Source organism: Paenibacillus sp. J22P90 (genome assembly GCF_059692195.1).
Genome location: NZ_JCAUAY010000003.1, coordinates 236,772 through 261,666 on the forward strand (window position 1 = coordinate 236,772; position 24,895 = coordinate 261,666).

The window sequence follows — 24,895 nt, forward strand, 5'->3', positions numbered from 1 at the left end:
CTTGGTATATTCTCTCAATTAAAATATCCATTTGGAAACCCTCTTCCAGTATGCTAAAATAAAGTCGAACTTTAGCGAAGAAGGAGACTATCTGGAATGAGTGCAAGTAAGAATGCCTACGCGGCTTCGCGTGCAAAATCGAATGGAACGATAACAACTGATAAGAGCTCTATCATCTTTTGGATATTAGCCGTATTTACGGGCTTATTCATGTTCTGGGCACCTTTTCAAAGGGCGCTGTTTAATGGCGGTACATCGGAGTTTGAGAGAAGTATTTACTCTGCTTCTGTGTGGTCCTCCATCATCCTGTTGCTAGTTGCGATCCTTGCATTTTTTGTTTTTAAGCTTCAAGAAAAGAAAGATCTCCTTACCATTCTGGTCTTCATGATGCCTCTTACTTACGTTATTTCTTTGTCGAATGCGGCTTCGCATTATTTGGCAACAAATATGGTTTACATCCAAATGCTGTATGCAACTTTCTTCATTTTAGGTGTATTTTTGACAAAAAACAAGCTCGGTGTGTCGATTGTTGCCCGTTTATTCATGATATCGGGATATTTCCTCGTTTTATTTGGACTTTTGTACTGGTTAGGCAACAAAACCTTCGCTGGACACCTAGTCGGATGGTTTGCACTAATGGATGGAACGAATGCGAACCTGTACCGTGATGCCGTCATGACGGACTCAAATGGTCTGCGGTTAACATCGGTTTTCCAATATGCCAACACGTATGCTGCCTTTTTAATAACCTTAACACTTAGCTCCATTTTCTTCATTAGTAAATCACGGAAATGGTATGTAGTTCTCATAAACGCGTTCTTACTGATACCGACAATTGTTTCATTCTGGTTAACGCTATCTCGCGGAGCGATCGTGGTCATCCCTGTCGTATTCCTAATTATGATGTTCTTCTTCAAAATGAGTCGACAGATCTTAGCCCTCGTCCAAATCGGACTGGCGTTCGGGACTTCCCTTATTATTTTAGAAAAGGTAACGAATATTGGTATTGGACTACAAAAACAACCTAGCGCTTCAGAATCTTGGCACGGCTGGTGGATCTTACTATTAGCTTCCCTAGTTTTCGCTGGTCTTTCTGTCGCTATTCAACGCTTTGGAGAGCCTTGGTTGGAGCGCATAACGGCACGTTTTGATGCTAAGAAATATGCGACTTTTATCCTTCCTATTGCGGCTGTCGTCATTGGGGTGGTTGGTGCCATTCTTATTCTAAGTGACACTGGATTTAAAAACATTCTTCCCGAAAACGTGAAAACGCGCGTTGAAAATATTAACTTCCAGCAGCACAGTGTTTTGGAGCGTGGAACGTTTTATAAAGATGCTGTGAAGCTTTGGACGGACTATCCTATCATTGGTGCTGGTGGCGGAGCTTGGGCTTCCCTTTATGAGAAATATCAGAGCAATCCTTATACAAGTCGCCAGGCGCATAACTTTGCCCTTCAATATTTGGTTGAGGCTGGCGCGCTGGGCTTCCTAGCTTTTATTGGCTTCGTAATTGCCGTTTGTTGGTTCTATATTCGAAGCTATATCAAGAGTTCACAGGAAAAACGAGACCAGCATTTCTTATTTTTCATTATCATGATATCTCTTTTGGTCCACAGTATGATCGACTTTGATTTGAGCTACGTGTACTTGGGCGCGATTTTATTCCTCGCTCTTGGCGGTATGCTGAGCAACAGCTCCTCCAGTGAGCTGCAACTGAAATCGAAATCTGCTGTGATCCACAAGATTTTCCCTGCAAGTATCGCGGTTTTATCTCTTGTAATGTTCTTTATATCAGCGGGCCTGCTTTCTGCTAATGGTTCCTACAAGCAAGCTGTTGAAGTTGTAAAAACGAGCAAAGATTACAATCAGATCGTGACACCGCTCGACAAAGCAATTTCCATGCATCCTGCTCATCCGGATTACTTGTTGACAGGACAGGTCAGTCGCATTGGCATTCTCCTTAGTGTGTACAATCAAACACAAAAGGAAAATCCGAATGATCCTAAGAAGAGTGAGCCTTTCTTTAATCAAGCCCAGGATCTCATGAGTCAACTTTTGAAAAAAGAACCACATAACCGGATCGTTGCCATGCAGCAACTAAACATGCTTCTCATGAAAGGCCAGCAACAACAAGCCTTAGAATGGTCGAATGCACAAATTCCAAACTACCCTTGGTATATGGATATGTATGAAAAGAGCATCTCACTGAACATCGAGCTTGCGAGCCAAGCAAATGCGAAAGGCAACACGCAAGAGTTCAATACAAGATTGGACAATGCTCTACTCACGTATAAAGATGTGCTCGCTCGCATTGATACATTGAAGAGCTTGCCTAAAGAACAAGCGCAAGGTCGTGAGTTTGCAGTAACGCCTTCGATGGCACTGAACATTGGCCAAATTAGTTACATGCGTGGCGACTACAAAGGTGCAGCTGCACAGATTCAACCGTATGTGACCGAAAATATGGATGACCCCGTAAACCGCCTGCTTATTCGCTGGTATCTGGCTGTATTGCAGAAGCAAGGCACCCCAGATCAAGCTTTGATGAACAAGCTAATCGCAAAAGATCCAGCTGAGAAGCAAAATGTTGATGCGATTGTGGCAACAGTTTTTCCAGCAAAATAAAGAAAGGCGCCACAGCGATGTGGCGCTTTTTTTACATTCCTATTTCTCAATCCACTCTCTTCTCAAGGCAAAAAGCTCGCGCAGCTCGCTTGTCGACATCTCCGTGACCCAGTTCTCGCCGGTGCCGACGATTTGGTCACTGAGGCCTTGCTTACGCTCGATCATCTCGTCGATTCGCTCTTCGAGCGTGCCGAGCGTAACAAACTTGTGCACCTGCACGTTGCGCGTTTGCCCGATGCGGAAAGCCCGATCCGTTGCCTGATTCTCCACGGCCGGATTCCACCAGCGGTCGTAGTGAAACACGTGATTCGCCGCTGTCAGGTTCAACCCCGTTCCTCCTGCTTTCAGCGAGAGGATGAAGATGTGGCAGCGCTCCTCCGCAGGGAGCGCATCGTCCTGGAAGCGCGCGATCATCGCATCGCGCTTCACTGCAGGAATCCCCCCGTGCAAGAACTGCACGGGCTCACCCAACGCCTGCGCAAGCGTAGCCTGCAGCAGCCGGCCCATCTCGACGAACTGGGTGAAGATGAGGCAGCTGCCTCCTTCGCTCCTGAGTTCGTCAATCATTTCAACCAGCCGCTCCAGCTTCGCTGAGCGTGCCCTCATCTCCGCGGCGGCGAGTGCGCCGCGCCCCTCTCTCGCTCCTGCTCCCGCTCCCCCAAATTCCTTCAAAAACAACCCCGGATGATCACAAATCTGCTTCAACTTCATCAACGATGTAAGGATCAAGCCCTTCTTTTCGATCCCCTTCAAAGTTTCTCCCGTTACACTCGTTCCCTCAATCTTCTCCATCAAGCTCTGCACGACATTCTCGTACAAGGCCCCTTGCTCAGGAGTGAGGCGGACATACGCTTTACCCTCGTATTTATCCGGTAAGTCCAGCTGAATCGCTGGATCCTTCTTAAGTCGTCTCAGCAGGAACGGCCGTATCAAACGCTGAACACGTGCTGTGAGTTCCTTTGCACCATCCCCATTTTTCTCAATCGGCCCGACATACTGTCGGTTAAAATGAGTTAACGTCCCGAGGTACCCCGGGTTCACGAAATCAAAAATCGACCATAACTCGGTCAATCGATTCTCAATCGGCGTGCCCGTCAAGGTAATCCGCTGCCCAGCTTCTAGCTTGCGAATCGCCTGCGACTGCTTCGTATAAGCATTCTTGATATTTTGAGCTTCATCTAAGCAAAGCGTGTCCCAAGTGACGCTAGACAACTCTTCCTCATCGAGCTGCGCGAGATTGTAGGTCGTAATGACCAAATCAGCATCCCCCAGCGATGCTGCGAAAGCCTCCCCTTTTGCCCGCTGAGCACCATAGTGAAGTTGAATTCGTAGGGTTGGCGCAAATCGTGCCAGCTCTTTCTGCCAGTTGCCTAGCACAGAGGTCGGACAGATGAGCAATGACGGTTTTGATTTAGAATTGGTTAATCTGGAATCTGACTCTGACTTCGCCCTTGACGCTGCCCCGCTCTCCGCCTTCACCCTCAACAAAAACGCAATAAACTGAATCGTCTTCCCAAGCCCCATATCATCCGCCAGACATCCGCCCAACCCCATGCTGCGCAGGAATAGCAGCCACGACACCCCCTGAACCTGATAAGGCCTCAGCACCGCACATAATCCCTCTATATGTTCCACAAGGGGAATGGATTTCGCCTGACTTAACTGTTTGATCAAATCACGTAAATGACGATTGAGCTCTACTTTGACCCCGACAACCTTGCCCTTCTCATCCCCATCTGCCGCGAGCTCTACCTCATCTTCTAACAAATGCATTTCCAATACATCCCGGAAGGATAATCCCTTCTTCCTCTCGACCTGCCGCATCGTTTCACGAATTTGTTCCAAATGCGCAGGGTCCAATTGCACCCATTTGCCGCGGATATAGATCAAACGTTTTTTTTCTAATGCCATTTGCCCAAATTCTTCCTCAGACAATTCCACGCCACCCAGCGCCACTCGCCAATCAAACTGTACAATCTGATCCATCCCGAACATCGCTTTGCGTGTAGAACCAACGGAGCTTTTGATCTTCGCCTTCAATTGAGGACGATGCAACTTTTGAATTTCTTCCCACCATGAGGGCAAAAAGACAGAAATACCCGCCGCCACCAGCTTCAAACTGGATTCGGTTAGAAATGTCCATGCCTCATCATCCGATAATTGCTCGATGATTTTGCCTGGTTGATAGGCACTATCAAGCTCCGGCAGTATCCTCAACACACGCTTCGCCTGCTCTTCAATCTTATCCACGATGTCAGCCTTCCATGCAAAAGGGATCTCGCCAACTAACACATTACCAGTCGTGCTCAACTCTACGAATCGGTTCGCATCCCTGCGATCCTGGGCAATAAAGCGCAAACGCCAATCCGCTGCGTTATCCTTAGCCGTCGTCGTCCCGTCGACATACGTCTCCGCATAGGGTTCAACAAGCTGAACACAGATTCGATACGGTGCATCGTCGTCATGAGTCCAACCAATGGCCATAAGCCAGTCCTCTTCCTGCATCCAAGATGATTCCGTCAGCAAAGCGTCGAACCCTGGCTCGTTAACTCGCAGCAGCCTATTGGCTTGAAGCAAGCCCTCCCACACTCGGGCCATCCTGAAATCCGAATCCATCACCAGCAGCTCTTCAACGATTTGACTAAACCATCGCTGCCAAAAACTTTCCGAAAACGCCTCCGAGCAAAGCTCTGCAAACCTCTCCGCCTGCCCCGCTGGTACCCTTAGCTTCCATCCATTTCGTCCTTCGCGCCAAAGCTCATACGACGGTACATACCAACCAGTGTCAACCGCCTCGCTAAGAAAGACTGCTCCTTTTTGCAATTCTACAAATCCGTCTTCCCAATAAATTCGGCTATGAAGCAGCACTCCCGGGACACGCAAATAATCCAAAGCCATAGCAGGAGTAAGCACAATAGCATCTCCATGCGGGATTCGCGTCACTTCCAACTGCGTTCCATAGAACGAGCGTTCATGCCAAGCAAAAAGCAGCTTACGCAGCATATATCCCGGAACCTCATTTGCTTCCTCTGTTTCTCCATATAGCGCAAAGCTTCCCGATGGCAGCCTCTTCATTCTCATATATATAGGTGACAAGGTCATCATAGAAGGAACCCGCCTCTCCGCAATTCCTCATGAAAAGCACGATACTTCGCGTATTGCTTCACGATTTGCCCCAAGTACGCATCGAAACGAGGTGTCAGCTTCAGCTTTTTATAAGCAGCGGCTAATTTCTTTAACAGTTTAATAGCTTGTATATAATCGGGACGATTTTTACCCTGTATAAAGGCTTCAATAGCATGATGATAAATCGGCAAAAGGAATTGAACATTGGCTTTCTCAACGAGTTTTAGCTGGGCTGCATCGATCTGGACTGTCGTTAGATCCAAGAGCAGACACAGATCTGCCCATTCCTGGTACTCACTCTTCGCTAGTAAAAATTTCGCATAGTGATCATAACTCGCAGGTAAAAGTGAAATCATCACATCCCTGTGCTCTTTCTCCACATCCCGTTGTTCTGCCGCCAAACGCCAAAAACTTAAAAAATCATCCGCATATACGCCATCTTTCCAAGCCATTTTCGGTTTCAGCCAACGCAGCCATGTCAATAAACGATCCCACTGACTCTCAAAAACAAATCCATTCAAATAATTAAACCAATAATCAGGCTTGATCTCCATCATACCCGTTTCAGCACGTTCAAAGGCATTCTGATCCTCAGTTTTACTTATATCCAAATGGATAGATGCCAGCAGGGCGACTTTTCGCGCCTGCCCACTTGCTTCCGGGTCGGCAAGCACTAGTCTGAGCCTCGACGCTTCTTGGGCTACCATCTCCGGGTCCCGAAATAATTGTGACCACAACAGCTTATACAAATCGAGCCAGTCATAAAGGTACAAGCCCTCGCCATTCTCACAAATATCACCCAAATAGGTCGATAACTCTTGTAAACGCTCTGCGTGCTGCTGATATGCCCTACTGACATCAAGCACGTCCAGTGCTGCTTCCAATTGTTCACGTCCATGCTTCAACACACGATTGACATAATAGCTTGTATTTTGATAAAAATCATACGTAATCGCCTTCGATCCCACCATCGCATCGCAGAGCTGTATCACATATAGCGCCACCTGGATGTCATACAGACTTCGAATCGTCGGTTCCCACGTATCCGCCAGCTTGTTCAGCTCTCTCCATGCCCGTAGGCATACTTCCTCGAGACTAAATGCATTGTAAATCTTCGCATGGCCATACTGTTTATGAAAATAAGCTCGCCACATCTCGCAACTATCCGTCGGCACTGGCAGCTTCGTCGTTTTTTTCTTTTGATCAGGCTGCGCCACCTTCAACTTGCCAAAGCGAAACTCCTCCGGATCATAGCCTTCTTGCTTCGCCACTTCAAAAAGCACAGCAGCCATATGCTTGCAGTTATATCCGTACGGACACGTGCAGCCACTCTTTGTGAAGCTCTTAAGGTCCAAAGTAACCTTGTACCCTTTGGTTCCGTCCACCATTGCTTTTATAATCGAGGCGCCTTCCACTTGAATATCTCTTACAGCACCTTCATTGAAATAAGCCCAACCTCGCGCGATAATTACTTTATCAAATTTAGGTCGTATTCGTTCAATCCAGAACGGCCAGTCTATTGCTAGCTCTTGCATGTTTTTTGCTATCCCCCGTTACACAATCATCTCCCTCCATTATATAATCAATTCTTCCTACAAAAAAACACCCCCCGCCAGAATCAATGATTCTTGGTGGGAAGTGCTTCGTGTTACTTCCTAAGCATACCTTGATGAGGGTGGGGGTGAGTGCCGCAATACTCATCAGTTTCGGTACACGTATACACATGCTCATATACCGGTACACAGTGATGGCGATTCACAATTTGAATCGGATGAATAACTTGAACCTTTTGCGGATGATAAAAATCTCTAACTACTCTTTCTGGATCTGTCATTATCGGGTCAGCAGGTGGACACTGAAATTGTTTTCCTTGGTTTGGTTGTAAAGCCATGAATGACTCAACTCCTCTGTTAGTTTGAGATAGTATACGTCTATCCCTAGTCCAGAGAGTGTACCAATGCCTATCTTTCCGATAAATAGGCTGATGCGCGTGGGCCAAGCAGGCATGGGGTCCAAGCAAATGGATGAGAGCCAGGCTGTGGAGTGAGTATCTAGAAGTAAACATTAGTGAATTATGGTTAGCGTTCACAGTCTGGGAGTTACCCTGTATAATAAACCATAGATAAGATATACAAGATAAAACATTAGAAGAGGTGAATAAGCACATGAGTGAGCAATTATTGATACAAATTTTAGAGGAATTGAAAGAAATCAAAGCTCTTGCATCGGACATTCCCTTAATTAGACAAGCAGTCCTAGAAACGCGTGAAGATATCAGGCAACTAGAAGCTGTTCAAAGAAATTTAGTGACAGAACAGCATACATTCGCGCATCATTTTAATGTCATCGATAAACAGCTCGTTGATCACGCCATTGAAATCGACAAGTTAAAAAACAGATAACATTCGCAGCCCTATGGGCTTTTTATTCCCTTTAAAATCCGAACATACATTCTAATTTGTATGAAGTTTTGATTTTCGCGCAAAAAAAAAAAAAAAAAAAAAAAAAAAAAAAAAAAAAAGACTCCCGAAGGAGTCTTTTTCAACTGCCGCATGTGCAGAAGCTCTAAGGAGCTTCTTACATCATGCCGCCCATTCCACCCATGCCGCCCATATCAGGCATACCTGGTTTGTCTTTTTCTGGTTTATCAGCGATAACCGCTTCTGTAGTCAAGAACATAGCTGCAACAGATGCTGCGTTTTGAAGTGCGGAACGTGTTACTTTCGCAGGGTCAACGATACCAGCTTCGAACATGTTTACCCATTGTCCAGTTGCTGCGTTGTAGCCGATGCCTACTTGTTCGTTTTTCAAGCGCTCAACGATAACGGAGCCTTCTTGACCAGCGTTAGCTGCGATTGTGCGAACTGGCTCTTCAAGGGAACGAAGGATGATGTTAACACCCGTTTGCTCATCGCCGGAAGCTACAACTTTCGCTACTGCGTTGTATACGTTAACTAGGGCAGTACCACCACCAGAAACGATACCTTCTTCAACTGCTGCACGAGTCGCGTTCAAAGCATCTTCGATGCGAAGTTTGCGCTCTTTCAATTCAGTTTCAGTCGCTGCGCCAACTTTGATAACAGCTACGCCGCCAGAAAGTTTAGCCAAACGCTCTTGAAGCTTTTCTTTATCGAAATCGGAAGTTGTTTCTTCCAGTTGGGAACGAATTTGTGTAACGCGAGCTGCGATATCTTTCGGGTTACCAGCACCATCAACGATGATTGTGTTTTCTTTCGTAACACGGATTTGACGAGCGCTACCCAATTGATCAGGAGTAGTGGATTTTAGATCCAATCCTAGCTCTTCTGTAATCACTTGGCCACCTGTTAGAGCAGCGATATCACCCAACATCGCTTTACGACGGTCACCGAAACCAGGAGCTTTAACAGCTACGCAAGTGAATGTGCCACGAAGTCTGTTCACAACAAGTGTTGCTTGTGCTTCGCCTTCAACATCTTCAGCAATGATCAGAAGTTGTTTACCGGATTGAACCACTTTTTCAAGAACAGGCAAGATTTCTTGGATGTTCGAGATTTTTTTGTCAGTGATCAAGATGTACGGGTTGTCTAGAACTGCTTCCATTTTATCCGTATCTGTGATCATGTATGGGGAAGTGTATCCACGGTCGAATTGCATACCTTCTACAACCTCAAGCTCCGTCAAGAAGCCTTTGGATTCTTCAACTGTGATAACACCGTCTTTACCTACTTTTTCCATAGCTTCAGCGATCAATTCGCCTACTTCTTCGTCAGCAGCAGAGATTGCCGCTACTTGTGCGATGGATTGTTTGCCTTCGATTGGCTTCGCGATAGCTTGAAGCTCTTCTACAGCCGCTTTAACAGCCTTCTCGATACCTTTGCGGATAACCATTGGGTTAGCGCCTGCAGTAACGTTTTTCAGACCTTCACGGATCATAGCTTGCGCTAGAACTGTTGCAGTTGTTGTACCGTCACCAGCAACATCGTTTGTTTTGGTAGCAACTTCTTTAACAAGTTGTGCTCCCATGTTTTCGAAAGCATCTTCAAGCTCGATTTCTTTCGCGATCGTAACACCGTCATTTGTGATCAACGGGCTGCCGAATTTTTTCTCAAGTACAACGTTACGGCCTTTTGGACCTAGGGTTACTTTAACGGCATTTGCCAAAGCATCTACCCCGCGAAGCATCGCGCGGCGTGCGTCTTCACTGAACTTAATATCTTTTGCCACGATAGGAAACCTCCTCTAATTAAAAACCTAGATATAAATTGTTAAAACGTCTAGCCGATCTATATGCTGCTCTAACTTAGGCTAATACAGCGAGAATGTCGCTTTCGCGCAAGATCAACAGTTCGCGGCCTTCGTATTTCACTTCAGTTCCAGCGTATTTGGAGAAAATGATGCGGTCGCCTTCGCTTACATCAAGCGGAACACGTACGCCATCTTTCAACGCGCCAGCGCCAACGGCTACAACTTTACCTTCTTGTGGTTTTTCTTTAGCTGTATCTGGCAGCACGATGCCACTTGCTGTAGTCTCCTCTTTCGCAACGGCTTCAATGATAACTCGATCACCTAACGGTCTGATCATGGAAAAATAGCCTCCTTTAGAAAATTGTCTGGTTATATTTCTTTATTAGCACTCGAATGTGTTTAGTGCTAACAACACCTCTTATGATACTCATTCTGGGAGTAATTTGCAAGTCCTTTTACACATTTTTCATTCTTTAGGACACCCCCCTCATTCTACCCAAATGATAACCAAATATTCCCTATGAAAACGAAAAAAATAGCCCCCAAAAGGGCTATTTTATGCATTTTCTATTTAGGACCATACTCCAGCTCCCAGGCCGCGTCGTTCGCAAGCTGCTTGCGATATATGAAGCCAGACATAAAGACGCTGAATTCATATAAGATAATGAGCGGAACTGCAACTAGAATGGCTGAAATCGCATCCGGTGGAGTAATGACTGTTGCCAGAATCACCATCAGCATGTAAGCATATCGTCTAAACTTATGCAGGCGCTTCGGATTCAGCAGCTTGATCTTCGTAAGAAACATCACAACAATCGGCATTTCAAACACACAGGCCAGCGGAAGAAGGATGTTAAACATAAAGGAAAAATACTGCGCAGCACCATACAACTCTGTAATTTCTAAGCTTTTACTAATAGATGAAGTAAAATAAAACGCCATCGGAAAAACAACAAAGTATCCGAACGCGAGCCCAGCTAAGAAAAGTAAAAACGCATAAGGAATATAAATAATCGAAGCCTTCTGCTCCGATTCCCGCAGACCAGGTTTAACGAACGCCCATATATGATACAAAATCACGGGTAAAGTGATAAGAAGTCCAACGGCTAAACCGAAATTCATATACAATCGCAAGGCATCCCAAGGGGAAAAAACGTTCCATCCGATGCCATCCGCTGGCGGGATACTTTTGAGATAGCGAATGACAGGTTTCGCAGCAATGAGCCCGCCAACCATGCCAATGACGAGTACAACTAAAATCCACATGATTCGCTTTCGCAGCTCACCAAGGTGATCTACGAGAGACATTTCTTCATTATTCAACTGATTTCACCTACCTAAATTAAGAAAAACTTCTATCGAAGATTTCAAGTATGAGCATCCTACTATCCATCTGCTGAGAAATGCAAAAATACAACTTTCCTCTATCAAATCAACGATTTCAGCTAAAATTGATGCGAAAAGGCATCAATTTCTTGTTTTCAGCTCATTTTAGACCTTTTCGATCCAAAAAGATGCTCTTTTGCATTTATGTAAACCGTTTAAGTGAATTCTACCGAAAAGGATGCTCTTTTGCATTTTTGCTACCTAGCCAACGAGCCATAAAGAGGGAGTAAGCTTTAGCCTAACAAAAACTAATCCGGTAACCTCCGCGTACTGCTAGCTCCGCCTGACTGCTGGGATGGCGCCGGGGTAGGGGTCGAGGCCTGTGCAGATTCGGCGGACGACGCAAGCGGAACGGAGAGCGCTTCTGGCGCTTCAACTGGCGTACCGGTAACATGAACGACTTTGGAAGACTTATTCGATACAAAAGAAACAACAGGCTTCACATCCGGTGAGCTTGTTGACTCTGACGCAGATTCCACCTTCGCGAGTGATAAACCTTCTTGTGGCGGCTTAAGCTCAGCCACTACTACTTCAGGCACAGCCACTTGGGCGACCGCAACAGGGGTAATCGGGTCTGGCACAACGGGCTTAGTTGGAGCTATGGGTGTTTTCGGCTCGTCATTCATGAGCTCGCTTGTTGCTTTCTTGAAATCTCTAAGCGTGCGACCAAGCACACGGCCGATCTCCGGCAGCTTTTGCGGTCCGAAGATGACAAGCGCCACGATCGCGATCAACAAAAGCTCGGTAAATCCTATATTTTGAAACATGGACTTCATCTCCATCATGTGTTGCGTTATGAATATCTAACATTGATAAAATCCGCCGTACCCCATCTCCGTGATGTCGCTGCGCACGATCTCCTCGCCTGCGCATATGCGCGGCAGCAGCACATCAAAGGACGTGTACGGGTCGTGCATCACACAACCCGGCAGGCCCATAATCGGCAGATCGCCTAGATAGGCGATCATCAGCATCGAGCCCGGCAGCATCGGCGTGCCGTAGCTGACCACGCGGGCGCCGGCCGCCTTGATCGCACCCGGCGTGCGATCATCCGGGTCCACGGACATGCCGCCCGTGACCAACACCAAATCCACGCCTAGCGCTGCTAGCGCGTGGATCTCACCCACAATCGCTTCGCTGTCATCCGACACGAAGCGTTGCTCGACAACCTCGGAGCCAAGCTGCGCGACCTTCTCTTTCACAACCGGGCCGAATTTATCCTTGATTCGGCCCTTGAAGACCTCGCTGCCCGTCGTGATCACGCCGACGCGCAGCGCCCGAAACGGCTTCACCTCTAACAAGGTGAAGCCCTCAGCACGGCGAGCGGCGGCCAGCCGCTCGACCTCCAAGACCTTCGCTTCGTCGACGATCAGCGGGATCACCCGCGTGCCGACCAGCGAAGCGCCAGCTTGAACGACCGTGTTGCTGCGAATCGTCGACAACACGACCTCATCGATGGCGTTCACGCTGTCGACGAACGCCTTATCGATCTTAACCAAACCGTGAATCTCCGATTTCACGTTCACTTTCCCCTCGTGCGGATCGGTCAGCTTAAGATCCGCACTTGCACTCGCACTCTCTCCCACAACCGCCCGCGCCATGCGTAGCGCAGCCTCATCCTCATGCAAATAACCAGGCTGCAGCTCCATCACGTAGATATGCTCCTTGCCGATACTCAGCAGGGCAGGGATGTCCGCCTCCGTCACCTGATGACCTTTGCGGAACAGACGACCCTTGAACTCGCCTGGCAGAATCTGCGTGAGGTCATGCGGCAGAATCATGCCGATCGCATCTTCCACTTTCACCTCGCGCAGCATGGAAGTTTCTCTTACGTTCCTCACCTTGCTCACCCGTGATCGCCTTCTTTGCCTGTCAGAATACCCAGCGCATGAGGAAGTTGATCGATAATCGCCATCAAATTCTCTTGCACGCCCTTCGGACTGCCTGGCAAATTAATGATCAGCGTACGTCCGCGAATACCAGAGACCGCTCTGGATAGCATCGCTTTTTTCGTCTTTTGCATCGAAATCATGCGCATCGCTTCTGCAAAGCCAGGGGCAACACGATCAATCACATTGAGCGTCGCTTCTGGTGTGACATCCCGCGGAGCCAGTCCGGTTCCGCCCGTTGTTAAAATCAAATCAGCTTGATAATAATCAGTCATTTCTATTAAAGAAGCCATAATTTCGTCCATCTCGTCCGGAACGACCCGGTACTCGATGATCTCGCCTTGAATTTCCTCTTCAATCAGCTCGCGGATTACCTGAGCGCTAGTGTCTTCTCGTTCTCCTCGGTAACCGCGGTCACTGGCTGTCAAAATCGCAACTTTCCAGTGCATCCTTCGTCACCTCTCCCTTGTTCACTGAATGAGATCAACCCACTAACCGGCGTGACGCATCACGCTTTGTTGTCTTGCCTGTGAAAATCCCCGTTTTTGCCGCCTGTTTTCATAACAAGCAGCGTCGAGTTAATAATCATGTCCTTCTCTACAGCTTTGCACATGTCGTACACGGTCAAGGCCGCGGCAGAAACAGCCGTTAAGGCTTCCATTTCTACTCCAGTAGGACCCGTAGTTCGCACAGTTGCTTCTATGTAAAGTTCATTGATGCCATTATTCGAAAACTGAATATCGACCCCAGTTAACGCGATTGGATGGCACATGGGAATCCAGTCGGACGTTTTCTTGGCGGCCATAATGCCAGCTACTTGAGCGACGGCGAGGACGTCGCCTTTTTTCATTTTACCCTGCAGAATTAAATCAAGCGTCTCTGTCTTCATTAATAAGGTAGAGCGTGCGGTGGCTGTGCGCTTCGTCTCTGCTTTATCCGATATGTCGACCATTCGCGCTCTTCCCTGTTCATTAAAATGCGTCAATGGTGAAGAATCGGGCACTGCAATCACCTCTATATTAGGTTTCTGTTTTGAATACCATCTTACTTTCGGTTACGATCCCATCCACTCGGAAATCATGCCAAGAGGACGGTACTGCAGGAATCAACTGATTATCAAATGCAGCTGCAACGGCAAAAGGTCTTTTCAAACCACGCGCAGCAAATAACTGCATAAAGCGATCGTAGAACCCGCCGCCGTAACCCAAGCGACCAAAATCCAAATCAAACGCTAACCCTGGCACAACAATCATCGAAATTGTACCTAAATTATGTTCAATTTGCACATCGCTGCGCGGCTCTCTAATCCCATAAGCACCACTTTCGAGATCTTCATAGCGGCTTATAATATGCAAGTTCATTGTTTTCGTATCCGCCACTACCTTCGGTATCAGCACACGAATTCCCTGCTGCCAACACCATTCCATTAATGGCGCTACGTCCGGCTCTGAACGAAAAGGCATATAGCTCATCAGAGTCGGCTGTGAATCGGACTGTGGTTGCCCCTGATCAAACAGCTTATCTGAACATAGCTTCACCATTCTCTGATTTATCAACTGCTGCTTCTCGTCACGTATCTCTGCAACAATCGAAGCACGTCGTGTTTCCATTTCCTTGCGCAATTCTATTTTCCGCTCTCGGATGTTCATCATAAGCTACAGCCCTTCCTAGCGAGGAGTGGTTTCCCCCATTTTAACATAAATAAAGCAAAAAACTATACTCGTGCCAGAGACCCTATCGAATAGGCGTTATTTCATGTCTAAATTATGCGTACGTTGCTTGCTCACTTCGTGTATACTAATGAATTGATGGGATCAAATTGACTATCCAAACGCAGGAGGCAGCAGCAACATGCTATTACAAGTTTCGAACATTTCCAAAAGCTACGGAGTACGCTCTGTACTCTCTAATATAACGCTTCAGATTGAAAATCGGGAACGCATCGGGCTCGTCGGTGTTAATGGTGCCGGAAAATCTACCCTGCTTCAAATCATCGCGGGTGAAATGTCCTATGACAGCGGGGATCTTTTCAAAGCGAAAGAAACCAAAATCGGCTATCTCAAGCAAAATAGCGGTCTTAACACCGACAAATCCATCTGGAACGAGCTGCTTAGCGTGTTCAGTTCCTTATTGGAAACAGAACGCGAGCTACGTGAGCTGGAAGCCCTTATGGCTGATCCTGACCTCATCTCCGATGAGAAAAAGTATGAGTCCACCATGAATCGGTATGCGCTTCGCTCCGAATGGTTTCGTGAGCATGGCGGCTATGAAATTGAGGCCAAGATTCGCGGTATTTTGCACGGGATGGGCTTCGGACAGTTCTCTCCAGACACCTTGGTTAACACCCTCAGCGGAGGGCAGAAGACCAGGTTGGCGCTAGCTAAAATGCTCCTGGAAGAACCCGATCTGCTCATGCTCGATGAGCCTACCAACCATTTGGACATCGCCACATTAACGTGGCTCGAAGGCTATTTACGCGGCTACCCGGGCGCAATTCTCGTCGTATCCCATGACCGTTATTTCCTCGATGCGCTTGTAACGGCTATTTATGAAATTGAACGTCATGCGTCCAAACGGTATACGGGGAATTATTCCCGTTTTATCGAAATAAAAGAAGCGAATTATGAAATAGAGTTGAAACAGTTTGAAAAGCAACAAGAAGAAATCTCAAAGCTGGAGGATTTCGTGCAGCGCAACATTGTACGAGCTTCGACAACGAAAAGAGCGCAGTCGCGTCGCAAGCAGTTAGAGAAAATGGATCGCTTAGATAAGCCGATGGGGGATTTGAAACGGGCTTCGTTCTCTTTTGAAATTGAGCAAACCTCGGGGAAAGAAGTGTTGCAAGTTGACCGACTTTCGCTTTCCTATGATGGCAAAAAACGTCTACTCGATGGCGTCTCCTTTCAGCTTCGCCGTTCCGAAACCGCTGCGCTGATCGGTCCTAACGGGGTCGGAAAATCCACCCTGCTCAAGACTTTGATCGGCCAACACACGCAAGACGCTGGTACGTTCAAATGGGGGGCTGGCGTCACAATCGGTTATTACGATCAGGAGCAAAAAGGTCTGAATCCGTCCAACAGCGTGTTGGAAGAAGTGTGGAACACCTATCCTCACCTGGAGGAGGCGCGGATTCGTACCGTGCTGGGGAACTTTCTTTTCAGCGGCGAAGAAGTGTTCAAGAAAATCTCTGCTCTAAGCGGCGGAGAGAAAGCTCGTGTCTCCCTGGCTAAGCTCATGCTGCAAAAAGCCAACGTTTTGATTCTCGATGAGCCTACCAACCATCTGGACTTATATAGTAAGGAAGTGTTGGAATCAGCCTTGATGGATTACGAGGGCACCCTGCTCTTTATCTCCCATGACCGTTATTTCCTCAATAAAATGGCGGAGAGCATGCTCGATCTGCAAAAGGATGGCTTAACGAGCTACCTTGGCAACTACGACGACTATGTGGAGAAAAAAGCTGAGCTTGCTGAAATGGAAACAAAGCGTCTGGCTAAAGAGGCTGAGAAGAAAGCAACTGGCGGAGGGTCATCCGTTGGTTCTGCTGCTGCAAAAGCTGAACCTGCCAGCGGTGGCAGCTACGAGGCCGACAAGTTGGCTAAGCGTGAAGAGCGCAGTCGTCAGCGGAAGTTAGAGCAGTTAGAGCTGGATATTGCTCAACTGGAAGAGGAAGTTACTGCACTTGAAGCTGAGCTTGCAGATCCGGCTGTGTATAACGATTACTTGCTTGTTCAGGAGAAAACGGCCGAGGTTGATAAACGTAAAAGCTCACTTGCGGCATGCTACGAGGAATGGGAAGTTTTATTGGCTTAAAATAGTGGAGCTCACGTCAGTTGACGCGGGCTTTTTTTGTGGATTGTTTATTGAATCAGTCCGTGTCCTGTGGACAAGTTCACAAAATGTTCAAAGTTACCCACAGAGCATGCAGATTTGACTTCCTATTTCGTTGAAAATAGCTTGAATTGCATACCACGCCCCCCTGCCAACTCCCTCTTATGCACAGCAAAATAATGACGAATTGTTCCGATAATTTCAAAGCCTGAGAATTCCACCCGCAATAGTTATACACAGCGTTATCCACAGAAAAAAGGGGGCGTTTTCCGCCCCATATCAACCTTTTCCCTGTTTTTCCACAAGGTTATCCACATTACCCACATTTTTTTGCGAAAAAGTTATCCCTTTCAACCCCCTTTAAAAAAGGCTGATAAATCGGGTTTTTCGTGAGTTATACACATTGTACACAGGGTATGTGCATAACCTTGCTCACAAGCTGTGTATATATCTAAGTTTTCTTACAATTTAAATGAAAAGGTCATAATCTGTTGATTACGAAGCTGGTATAACTGTCTCAGCTGCTTCTTGCAACTCACTATTTTGCATCCGAATAGCTTGATTGCACGCTGAAATGAACGCTTTCGCTACAGCGACAAGGACGTCTTGATCGATCCCTGTGTTTTTGTAAGTTTGGCCACCAACGGAAATCGTTACCTCGGCCTCACCGGTCGCCTTCTCCCCTGTGGACAACGAGTGAAGCTCAAGATCTGAGAATTCCACATCCATCGGCATGGCTTGCTGTAGACAGTGTACGATCGCTTCGATCGGACCTTCCCCTGTGCCGGAGTAGACGCTCTCTGTGCCCGTTTGATTGTTTCTAACTGATACAGAAGCAACGCGATTGCGGTCACTGCTCGAAATGACTTGCATATGCGACAGCGTGAATGGCTCCATTTGCCCATCTACAGTGCTGCCTACAAGCGCCATCAGTTGGTCATCGGTGACCATTTTCTGCTCATCTGCTTTTTCTTTGAAGCGCGTATACAGTGAATCTAGTTCCTCACCTGTAAGCTCGATACCGAACTGACCAACACGATGCTTCAGTGCGTGGCGGCCAGAATGCTTGCCAAGGATAATCATGGAGCGCGGGATGCCCAGCTTTTCAGGATCCATGATCTCGTACGTATTGCGGTTTTTCAGCAGTCCATCTTGATGAATGCCCGCTTCGTGCTGGAAGGCATTGCGTCCGACAATCGGCTTGTTATAGGCAATCGGGAAGCCCATGATGCGGGAGACCATTTTGGATGTGTTAAAAATCTCACTCGTCACGATCCCTGTTTCCACGCCCATCGAATGCTTGCGCGTCTCAATCGCCATGACGAGTTCTTCCAGTGAACAGTTTCCAGCACGCTCGCCGACGCCATTCACCGTTACCTCCACATGTGTGACTCCCGCTGCGATAGCCGCAAGGCTGTTGGCAACAGCCAGACCCAGATCATTATGGCAGTGTGCGCTGTACTCTACCGTATCGCCGCCTCTTACACTTTGACGCACTCTGCGGAACATTGCGCCATACTCCTCAGGAAGCGCATAGCCCACCGTGTCTGGGATGTTGAGAATCGTCGCACCTTCCGCGATGACAGCCTCCAGCACCTCGAAAAGGAACTCATCGCCCGTGCGAGTTGCATCCATCGGTGAAAATTCGATCCGATCGACGAATTGCTTGGCGTAGCCGACCATGGCGCGGGCCATTTCCACGACCTGCTGGCGCGATTTGCGCAGCTGGAAATCCAGGTGAATGTCCGACGAGGACAGGAACATGTGAATGCGTCGGGATGCCGCGTCCTGCGTAGCTTTAACCGCAGCATCGATGTCCGCTTTGACGGCGCGGGCGAAGCCGCAAATCTCAACGCCTTGCAGCTCGCGGGAAATTTGCTGCACCGCTTGGAAATCGCCAGGGCTTGAGATCGGGAAGCCCGGCTCAATCGTATCGATGCCCATCAGAGCAAGCTGTCTCGCGATGCGAATTTTCTCTTCCGGGTAAAGGGACGCGCCAGGCGCCTGCTCGCCATCTCGTAGTGTCGTATCAAAAATGCGAATGCGTCGATTCGTGTTTATGTTGTTTTCCATGGGTAATTCCTCCTCAAGGTATGCCCGTGTGGGGCTGTGTATAGTTCGTTTTCAGGGCGTTTTGCCCGATCGCGTCTACTGTAGTCATGTTTTGCATCACTACAGAAGGTGATGCTGGGTTTTTGGCTGCTCTAGTGATGATTTACATCACTACGGCGAGTGATTCAGCCGGATCTGCGTTTTTTATCGCTGTAGTCATGTTTTGCATCACTACAGAAGGTGATGCTGGGTTTTTGGCTGCAGTAGTGATGATTTTCATCACTACAGCTAGAGATTGGTCAGATGCGACAGGTATTCGCCCTATGAACAGTGGCTGCAGTCCACTTTCCACAGACGACAAAAAGACCCGTCATCTCCACATAAGAGACGACGGGTCTTCACCCAGCGCGGTACCACTCTTGTTGACTCCTTTAAGGAGCCCACCTCAGATATAGCCAGCCAACTGCTCGCTATATCACCCGATCACGGAGGTCATCCGTTCATCCCTAACAGCTGTGCACCAGCCGATCAGGATGACCGCTTCCAAGCGAGTTCAGGGCGTTCCCGGTCTGCGTCGCATCAACCCGCAGCTTTCTGTATCGGAGAAGTGAGCCCTTACTACTCTTGTTCATCGCGTTATTTTATATGTGTGTGACGTACATGTACTTGTAATCCAGTTTCAGAACAACCAAAAAAGCCTGCCATCTCTATAAAAGAGACGACAGGCTTGAACCTTCCGCGGTACCACTCTAATTGATCCGAGCTGCTAGGCTCGAAACCACTCATGTACCTGATCACGGGGGTCAACCGTCAAGACCTACTTGGGTGCTGGATCCTTGGCATCCTTATCAGTCCTACCGCTCCCGGGCGAGTTCAGGTGTCGTTTCGTCTGTGCTTTCACCAAATGCACAGCTCTCTGAGCGAAACTGATCATGCCTTACTATTCCCGTTCGTTGCGTTTGAAAGTATTGATTGTGATTATAGTATGCACTTTTTGCAAAGTCAATACACTTGTCTGAAAATTTATTTTTCGAGTCAAAAGCCGCAGAAGGTAAAGTACGGTAATTGGACAGATCCTAATTTAGTTCGATTTTACACGCTTATTTGCCACTTTTCGCGGAGAATAGCGACATTAGTTCGATTCCGCCTACTTAAAACGCCACAAAACAGCTGTTACCCCGGAAAACCGCTGATTAGTTCGGTGAAATCGAACTAAATCATCCTCGGGGTCGAATAAATCTAGTTTAGTTCGGTTTTTTCGAACTAATTGCGTTAGGAGGTGCCGGGACTGCCACTCTACCACTCTTCCAGCTTAAGCTGCGGCTCGGCTTTCAACTCCATCGAGTCGAACTCCTGCTTGTCCCACTTAAGAAAAGCGGCGGCGCCTATCATCGCCGCATTGTCTGTGCACAGCCGGTGCGGCGGCACCAGCAGCGGCACCCCCAGCTGCTCGCAGCGCTCGGCGAGCCTGCTGCGCAGCCCCTTGTTCGCGGCTACACCGCCCGCGAGCAAGAGCTGTTTCGCGCCGTATTCCTTCACGGCGCGACCTGCCTTCTCCACAAGCACGTCGATGACGGATGCTTGAAAGCCCTTGGCAATCTGCGCGACCTGAACGGTTTCGCCGCGCATCTTGCTTTGGTTGACGACGTTCAGCACCGCGGATTTTAATCCGCTAAAGCTGAAGTCGTAGGAATCTGCCTCGAGCCAGGAGCGAGGCATTTTGATTTCGGAATCGGCTTCCTGCGCAAGCCGATCCACGTGCGGGCCGCCCGGATAAGGCAATCCCATGGCCCGGGCAATTTTATCGTAAGCCTCGCCGGCCGCATCATCGCGCGTGCGCCCGATGATACGGAACTGGCCGGGGCCTTCGAGCAAAATGAGCTCGGTGTGTCCGCCGGACACGACGAGCGAAATCGAAGGATACGCCAGCTCATGCACAAGCTGGTTGGCATAAATATGTCCCGCGATATGGTGTACACCAATCAGCGGCAGCTCTAGGGCGCAAGCGAGCGCTTTGCCCGCGACGACGCCAACGAGCAGGGCCCCGATCAGCCCGGGGCCTTCCGTTACGGCAATGGCGGACAGCTCATGGAGCGAGACGCCAGCTTCAGTGACGGCTTCCTCCAGCATCCATGTGATCGACTCCACATGCTTCCGGGAAGCCACCTCCGGCACAACGCCGCCATAGCGTTGGTGTGTTTCAATCTGGCTGGAAATCACATTCGAGCGAATGATTTTCCCATTTTCTACGATAGCCACAGAAGTTTCATCGCAGCTCGTTTCAATAGCCAGAATATAAACGGGTTTGTTTGAGACTCTATCTTGTTCCTGCCCTATTTGCTCTTGTCTATCCTGTTGTATCTTTTGTTCATTACTCACATCATTCACCATCTGAAAGCCTCAGTCACTGAGACCATCCTTTCTACGTTTGGGCAGGTCTGCCCACATGACGACGGCATCCTCGCGATTATCTGTATAATAGCCTCTACGCACACCTACAGAGCGGAAGCCAAGCTTTTCGTACAAATTTTGCGCCACATAGTTCGAGGCTCTTACCTCAAGCGTGATACGAATTGCACCGAGAAAGGCTGATGTTTTCATCAGCTCGCGAAGCAGTCTTTCCCCTAGCTTGCGGCCTCGATACGAATGTTTGACGGCGATGTTCGTGACATGCGCTTCCTCCATGATGAGCCACATGCCTCCATAGCCAGCTACTTCGCCTTCGATGTCCATAATCATATAATGCGCAAATTGGTTATTCGTCAGTTCATTCTCAAAAGCATTCGAGGTCCAAGGTGTCGTGAACGCTTCCTGCTCGATCTCACAAATAAAAGGAATATCCTCCATGGTCATCGAGCGGAATACCAAGGAATTCTCTATGGCATGCGGCTGTCTCTGTTCCATGGTCAATGCTCCCCCTTCTTCGTCGGCTGGGCAGCCAGCAGATTCGCTTCCGCTTCAGGAAGCCTTGTGTAATTCGGTACAAAGGTATGCACATCTGCCTTCTCGCCATTCGCTAATCTTGGAGCGGCCAATAGTCCAATATACTCCGCTTCCAAACCATAAGGAACCACATTGACGGTACCTGCAAAATCCTTTTTAAACTGCTCAAGCTCCACTGTAAAGCCCGCTGTTTCACCGACAAACAGGATGTGGTCAGGCGTTCCAGTTCTAGCCTGTGTCAAGATTTCCTCCGTCCACGCTCCGATAACCCGAATTCCGTCAGGCAATACTTCCCGCCAAGAAGCATCCGGCTCTCTATCAACGGTAATAGCTGCCGCTCCCTCAAAAGCATATACTGCGGTGAAAGCTTGTTTGCGTCTTCCATCCATCAACGGAACAACCCAAGTTACCCCTGTCCCTTTATAGTCGTTCTGTACAGAACCACCAAGTGCCATCGCTTCTAAACTTGATACTCCGATTAAGTCCAGTCCTAAAGACCAAGCGAATGTTTTTGCTACGGAAACAGCAATTCTCACGCCCGTATACGAGCCAGGTCCTTGACCGGCAGCTACCGAGCGCAGATCTCGCGGCTTCATTCCTAAGCGTGAGAGTAAGTCTTGTATGTGGGGAAGCAAACCAATGGAATGATTCCTTTCCGCGTGGGAGCTAATCTCTCCGAGCAGGTGTCCATTTTCCACAATAGCCACCGTCATTGCCGATGTCGAGGTATCAATCGCCAAGCATCGTCCTGTATTATTCATCCGTTCCGTCATGTAAATGTCCGTTCTCCTTCATCTGTATACACCAGCTCTCATACGGCGAACCGTGCGGAGTTAGGTGAAATACGCGGGTCTGATCAGCCTCTTGGGTGATCGTAATACTTAATCTGTCGGGTGGCAGCAAATCTTCAATTAAGCTTGACCATTCGATCAGCGTAACGCCTGCCCCGTAGAAGTAATCCTCTAAGCCGAGCTCATCCGCTTCCTCTTGTGAAATGCGGTACATATCCATATGGTAGAAAGGGAGACCAGCTCCCTCATATTCTTTGATAATGGTAAATGTAGGCGAATTAACATGCTCCGATATGCCCATCGCCCTAGCGAAGCCTTGGGAGAATCTCGTTTTACCCGCGCCCAGATCACCGTCTAATGTGAAGACCGTGCCAGGCTGTAGATACGTTGCTAATAGAGTTCCCAGTTTATCTGTATCTGCTTCATGCTGAGAATGGAACTTATATGTGGATTGAGTCAATGATCCCATCCCTTTCTTACGCGTGCGCGTGCTGCTTCTATTATAGTCCTCGCCAGCAGGTGACAGCAACCTGTCACTAAGAAATCCTCCACCAAAGCGGAAAAAGCCCTCCCCGATTCTACAATCGGAGAAGGCTTATCTGTGCCCATGCGGACCTTTAGTGTACCTCTTCAAGCTCCTTAGCTGGTACGACCCGAGCATCTGCGGGATTTCCTTCCGCATGTATTTTGACGAGACCTTTTGCAGAGTCTACACTGTCAATCCAGACAGCAATCCCATTCAGATCAACATCAATTTTCTCATCAGCAGCTAAAATTTCCTGAGCGCGGTGAACATTCATGGTTCATCCAGTACGGATTCCGGAGCTGCCATCGTATCCGTGGTTGAGTGTTCAATTAATCCACCCTGCATGGTGACGTTACCGCCTCCAAGCCCCTCATTAATCATACGATCAATGTCCATGAAACAATCATCCCTATCTTCGTTGTTCGTATTTTGCGACAGATCTGATTCTGATGCCATCCGTAATCCCTCCTTCGGTTCGCTATTTGGGCTATCCTTGTTGCATTTATAAGATTTCCATTCTCCCTGCTAACCATTCTCCTAAATTTCTACCGTATAAAGGCAGTACATCAAGAGAATACTAGTACAATTACGTATGTTGGGGAGGAGTGCTATCTATGCATACCGTGTGGAAAGGCGCAATCAGCTTCGGACTTGTTCATGTTCCTGTTAAAATGTTTTCGGCCACAGAGGATAAAGATATCTCTATGCGCTATATTCACAAAACTTGTATTACCCCGCTTTCCTATGTTCGGAAATGCCAGACCTGCGAGAAGGAAGTAGAGTGGGAGGAAATTTCGAAGGGATATGAGTTTGAGCCCGGCCGTTTTATTCTTTTTGAAAAGGATGAACTCGAGGAAATCTCCGGCGAAGCAAATAAGGAAATTAAGATTTTGGACTTCGTAAACTTAACAGATATTGACCCGGTTTATTTTCAAAAGACTTACTACCTCGGCCCTGGCGATACGGGCGCCGGCGCTTACATGCTGCTGCTCGATTCCATGCGCCAAACAGGCAAAATCGGTATCGCCAAGGTGTCGATCCGCTCCAAAAGCTCACTAGCCGCTATTCGTGTAATAGATAATTGCTTAGCGATGGAAACGATCTTCTATCCGGATGAAATCCGTCCGATCTCGCAAGTGCCGAACCTTCCCGAGAAGGTTACGGTGAATGAGCGGGAGATGGAGATGGCGAAAATGCTGATCAATCAGCTCTCCACCCCTTTTGAACCTGAAAAATATAAAGATGAGTATCGTGCCCGCTTACTTGATGCGATTGATCGTAAAGTCGCTGGCGAAGAAATCCAGACCGCACCTGAGCTGCAAAAAACAAGCGTCATCGACCTGATGTCTGCGCTGCAAGCCAGCTTAAACGCGACCAAGCCGCTCGATAGTCCAGTAACGATTGGCGCGGATGCTTCGTTGACCGAGGAGAAAACAGCGGGGAGAAAGCCCGCGGCGAAGCCTCGTGCAAAAAAGGTAAAAGAGCCCGTTACCTAGATA

22 protein-coding genes and 2 other annotated features are annotated in these 24,895 nt (G+C 48.1%); of the genes, 4 read left to right on the forward strand and 18 right to left on the reverse strand.

From position 1 onward, the window contains the following. Window positions 1–96 precede the first annotated feature (96 nt). On the forward strand, window positions 97–2,625 hold the full coding sequence (locus AC58UX_RS11415) for an O-antigen ligase family protein (protein ID WP_497252582.1): 2,529 nt from the start codon (window positions 97–99) through the stop codon (window positions 2,623–2,625). 39 nt (window positions 2,626–2,664) lie between these two features. Here the strand turns inward: AC58UX_RS11415 and AC58UX_RS11420 are convergent, their stop codons facing one another. From AC58UX_RS11420 to AC58UX_RS11430, 3 genes are all read right to left on the reverse strand, one after another. Next, window positions 2,665–5,706 carry a DEAD/DEAH box helicase gene (locus tag AC58UX_RS11420; protein ID WP_497252584.1) on the reverse strand — a complete coding sequence of 1,014 codons (3,042 nt, stop codon included), beginning with the start codon at window positions 5,704–5,706 and terminating at the stop codon, window positions 2,665–2,667. A gap of 20 nt (window positions 5,707–5,726) precedes the next feature. Next, entirely contained in the window at window positions 5,727–7,286 is a 1,560-nt protein-coding gene (locus AC58UX_RS11425; RefSeq protein WP_497252586.1) for an SWIM zinc finger family protein, read from the reverse strand. 113 nt (window positions 7,287–7,399) lie between these two features. Then, a complete protein-coding gene (locus tag AC58UX_RS11430) occupies window positions 7,400–7,642 on the reverse strand; it encodes a hypothetical protein (protein WP_057315025.1) in 243 nt (80 codons plus the stop codon). A 274-nt stretch (window positions 7,643–7,916) separates the two neighbouring features. On the opposite strand from AC58UX_RS11430, the gene AC58UX_RS11435 reads away from it, so the two are divergent. Further along, window positions 7,917–8,153 (forward strand): hypothetical protein, encoded by a 237-nt coding sequence (locus AC58UX_RS11435; RefSeq protein ID WP_497252588.1) that lies wholly within the window; start codon window positions 7,917–7,919, stop codon window positions 8,151–8,153. Between the two features lie 175 nt (window positions 8,154–8,328). Here the strand turns inward: AC58UX_RS11435 and groL are convergent, their stop codons facing one another. From groL to AC58UX_RS11475, 8 genes are all read right to left on the reverse strand, one after another. Further along, on the reverse strand, window positions 8,329–9,957 hold the full coding sequence (groL, locus tag AC58UX_RS11440; RefSeq protein WP_497252590.1) for a chaperonin GroEL: 1,629 nt from the start codon (window positions 9,955–9,957) through the stop codon (window positions 8,329–8,331). Between the two features lie 76 nt (window positions 9,958–10,033). Beyond that, the gene (gene groES, locus AC58UX_RS11445; protein ID WP_497252592.1) at window positions 10,034–10,315 is read right to left on the reverse strand and encodes a co-chaperone GroES; all 282 of its coding nucleotides are present in this window, start codon (window positions 10,313–10,315) and stop codon (window positions 10,034–10,036) included. Between the two features lie 230 nt (window positions 10,316–10,545). Next, window positions 10,546–11,301, reverse strand: a complete 756-nt coding sequence (tatC, locus tag AC58UX_RS11450) for a twin-arginine translocase subunit TatC (RefSeq protein WP_497252594.1) — start codon at window positions 11,299–11,301, stop codon at window positions 10,546–10,548. A gap of 311 nt (window positions 11,302–11,612) precedes the next feature. Further along, window positions 11,613–12,131: a twin-arginine translocase TatA/TatE family subunit gene (locus AC58UX_RS11455; protein ID WP_497252596.1), complete on the reverse strand. Its 519-nt coding sequence runs from the start codon at window positions 12,129–12,131 to the stop codon at window positions 11,613–11,615. 36 nt (window positions 12,132–12,167) lie between these two features. Next, window positions 12,168–13,181 carry a molybdopterin-binding protein gene (locus AC58UX_RS11460; protein ID WP_497252598.1) on the reverse strand — a complete coding sequence of 338 codons (1,014 nt, stop codon included), beginning with the start codon at window positions 13,179–13,181 and terminating at the stop codon, window positions 12,168–12,170. A 29-nt stretch (window positions 13,182–13,210) separates the two neighbouring features. Further along, on the reverse strand, window positions 13,211–13,702 hold the full coding sequence (locus tag AC58UX_RS11465; protein ID WP_056608535.1) for a MogA/MoaB family molybdenum cofactor biosynthesis protein: 492 nt from the start codon (window positions 13,700–13,702) through the stop codon (window positions 13,211–13,213). 59 nt (window positions 13,703–13,761) lie between these two features. Continuing rightward, window positions 13,762–14,256: a cyclic pyranopterin monophosphate synthase MoaC gene (gene moaC, locus AC58UX_RS11470; RefSeq protein ID WP_497252601.1), complete on the reverse strand. Its 495-nt coding sequence runs from the start codon at window positions 14,254–14,256 to the stop codon at window positions 13,762–13,764. A gap of 16 nt (window positions 14,257–14,272) precedes the next feature. Next, window positions 14,273–14,905, reverse strand: coding sequence for a 5-formyltetrahydrofolate cyclo-ligase (locus tag AC58UX_RS11475; protein WP_497252603.1), 633 nt, complete (start codon window positions 14,903–14,905; stop codon window positions 14,273–14,275). Window positions 14,906–15,104: 199 nt separating this feature from the next. Here AC58UX_RS11475 and AC58UX_RS11480 point away from each other — a divergent pair, with 199 nt between their 5' ends. Then, on the forward strand, window positions 15,105–17,066 hold the full coding sequence (locus AC58UX_RS11480; protein ID WP_497252605.1) for an ABC-F family ATP-binding cassette domain-containing protein: 1,962 nt from the start codon (window positions 15,105–15,107) through the stop codon (window positions 17,064–17,066). 513 nt (window positions 17,067–17,579) lie between these two features. On the opposite strand, the gene AC58UX_RS11485 is transcribed toward AC58UX_RS11480, so the two are convergent. The 7 genes from AC58UX_RS11485 to AC58UX_RS11515 all read right to left on the reverse strand — a co-directional run bounded on the left by AC58UX_RS11485 (window position 17,580) and on the right by AC58UX_RS11515 (window position 23,852). Beyond that, window positions 17,580–19,157, reverse strand: coding sequence for a 2-isopropylmalate synthase (locus tag AC58UX_RS11485; RefSeq protein WP_497252607.1), 1,578 nt, complete (start codon window positions 19,155–19,157; stop codon window positions 17,580–17,582). Between the two features lie 359 nt (window positions 19,158–19,516). After that, window positions 19,517–19,777 (reverse strand) — a binding site (T-box leader). Window positions 19,778–19,847: 70 nt separating this feature from the next. After that, window positions 19,848–20,099, reverse strand: a binding site (T-box leader). 333 nt (window positions 20,100–20,432) lie between these two features. Continuing rightward, on the reverse strand, window positions 20,433–21,527 hold the full coding sequence (tsaD, locus tag AC58UX_RS11490) for a tRNA (adenosine(37)-N6)-threonylcarbamoyltransferase complex transferase subunit TsaD (protein ID WP_497252609.1): 1,095 nt from the start codon (window positions 21,525–21,527) through the stop codon (window positions 20,433–20,435). A gap of 9 nt (window positions 21,528–21,536) precedes the next feature. Then, a complete protein-coding gene (gene rimI, locus AC58UX_RS11495) occupies window positions 21,537–22,040 on the reverse strand; it encodes a ribosomal protein S18-alanine N-acetyltransferase (RefSeq protein ID WP_497252611.1) in 504 nt (167 codons plus the stop codon). Between the two features lie 2 nt (window positions 22,041–22,042). Beyond that, complete coding sequence (gene tsaB / locus AC58UX_RS11500; protein WP_497252613.1) at window positions 22,043–22,852, reverse strand: tRNA (adenosine(37)-N6)-threonylcarbamoyltransferase complex dimerization subunit type 1 TsaB; 810 nt, start codon at window positions 22,850–22,852, stop codon at window positions 22,043–22,045. After that, entirely contained in the window at window positions 22,833–23,339 is a 507-nt protein-coding gene (gene tsaE, locus AC58UX_RS11505; RefSeq protein ID WP_497252615.1) for a tRNA (adenosine(37)-N6)-threonylcarbamoyltransferase complex ATPase subunit type 1 TsaE, read from the reverse strand. The genes tsaB and tsaE overlap by 20 nt, the downstream gene beginning before the upstream one ends. Before the next feature lie 148 nt (window positions 23,340–23,487). Then, complete coding sequence (locus AC58UX_RS11510; protein WP_497252617.1) at window positions 23,488–23,670, reverse strand: small, acid-soluble spore protein, H family; 183 nt, start codon at window positions 23,668–23,670, stop codon at window positions 23,488–23,490. Further along, the gene (locus AC58UX_RS11515) at window positions 23,667–23,852 is read right to left on the reverse strand and encodes a hypothetical protein (protein ID WP_497252619.1); all 186 of its coding nucleotides are present in this window, start codon (window positions 23,850–23,852) and stop codon (window positions 23,667–23,669) included. The genes AC58UX_RS11510 and AC58UX_RS11515 overlap by 4 nt, the downstream gene beginning before the upstream one ends. Window positions 23,853–24,010: 158 nt before the next feature. Between AC58UX_RS11515 and ku the strand changes: the two genes are divergently transcribed. Beyond that, window positions 24,011–24,892, forward strand: coding sequence for a non-homologous end joining protein Ku (ku, locus tag AC58UX_RS11520; RefSeq protein ID WP_497252621.1), 882 nt, complete (start codon window positions 24,011–24,013; stop codon window positions 24,890–24,892). Window positions 24,893–24,895: the final 3 nt, after the last annotated feature.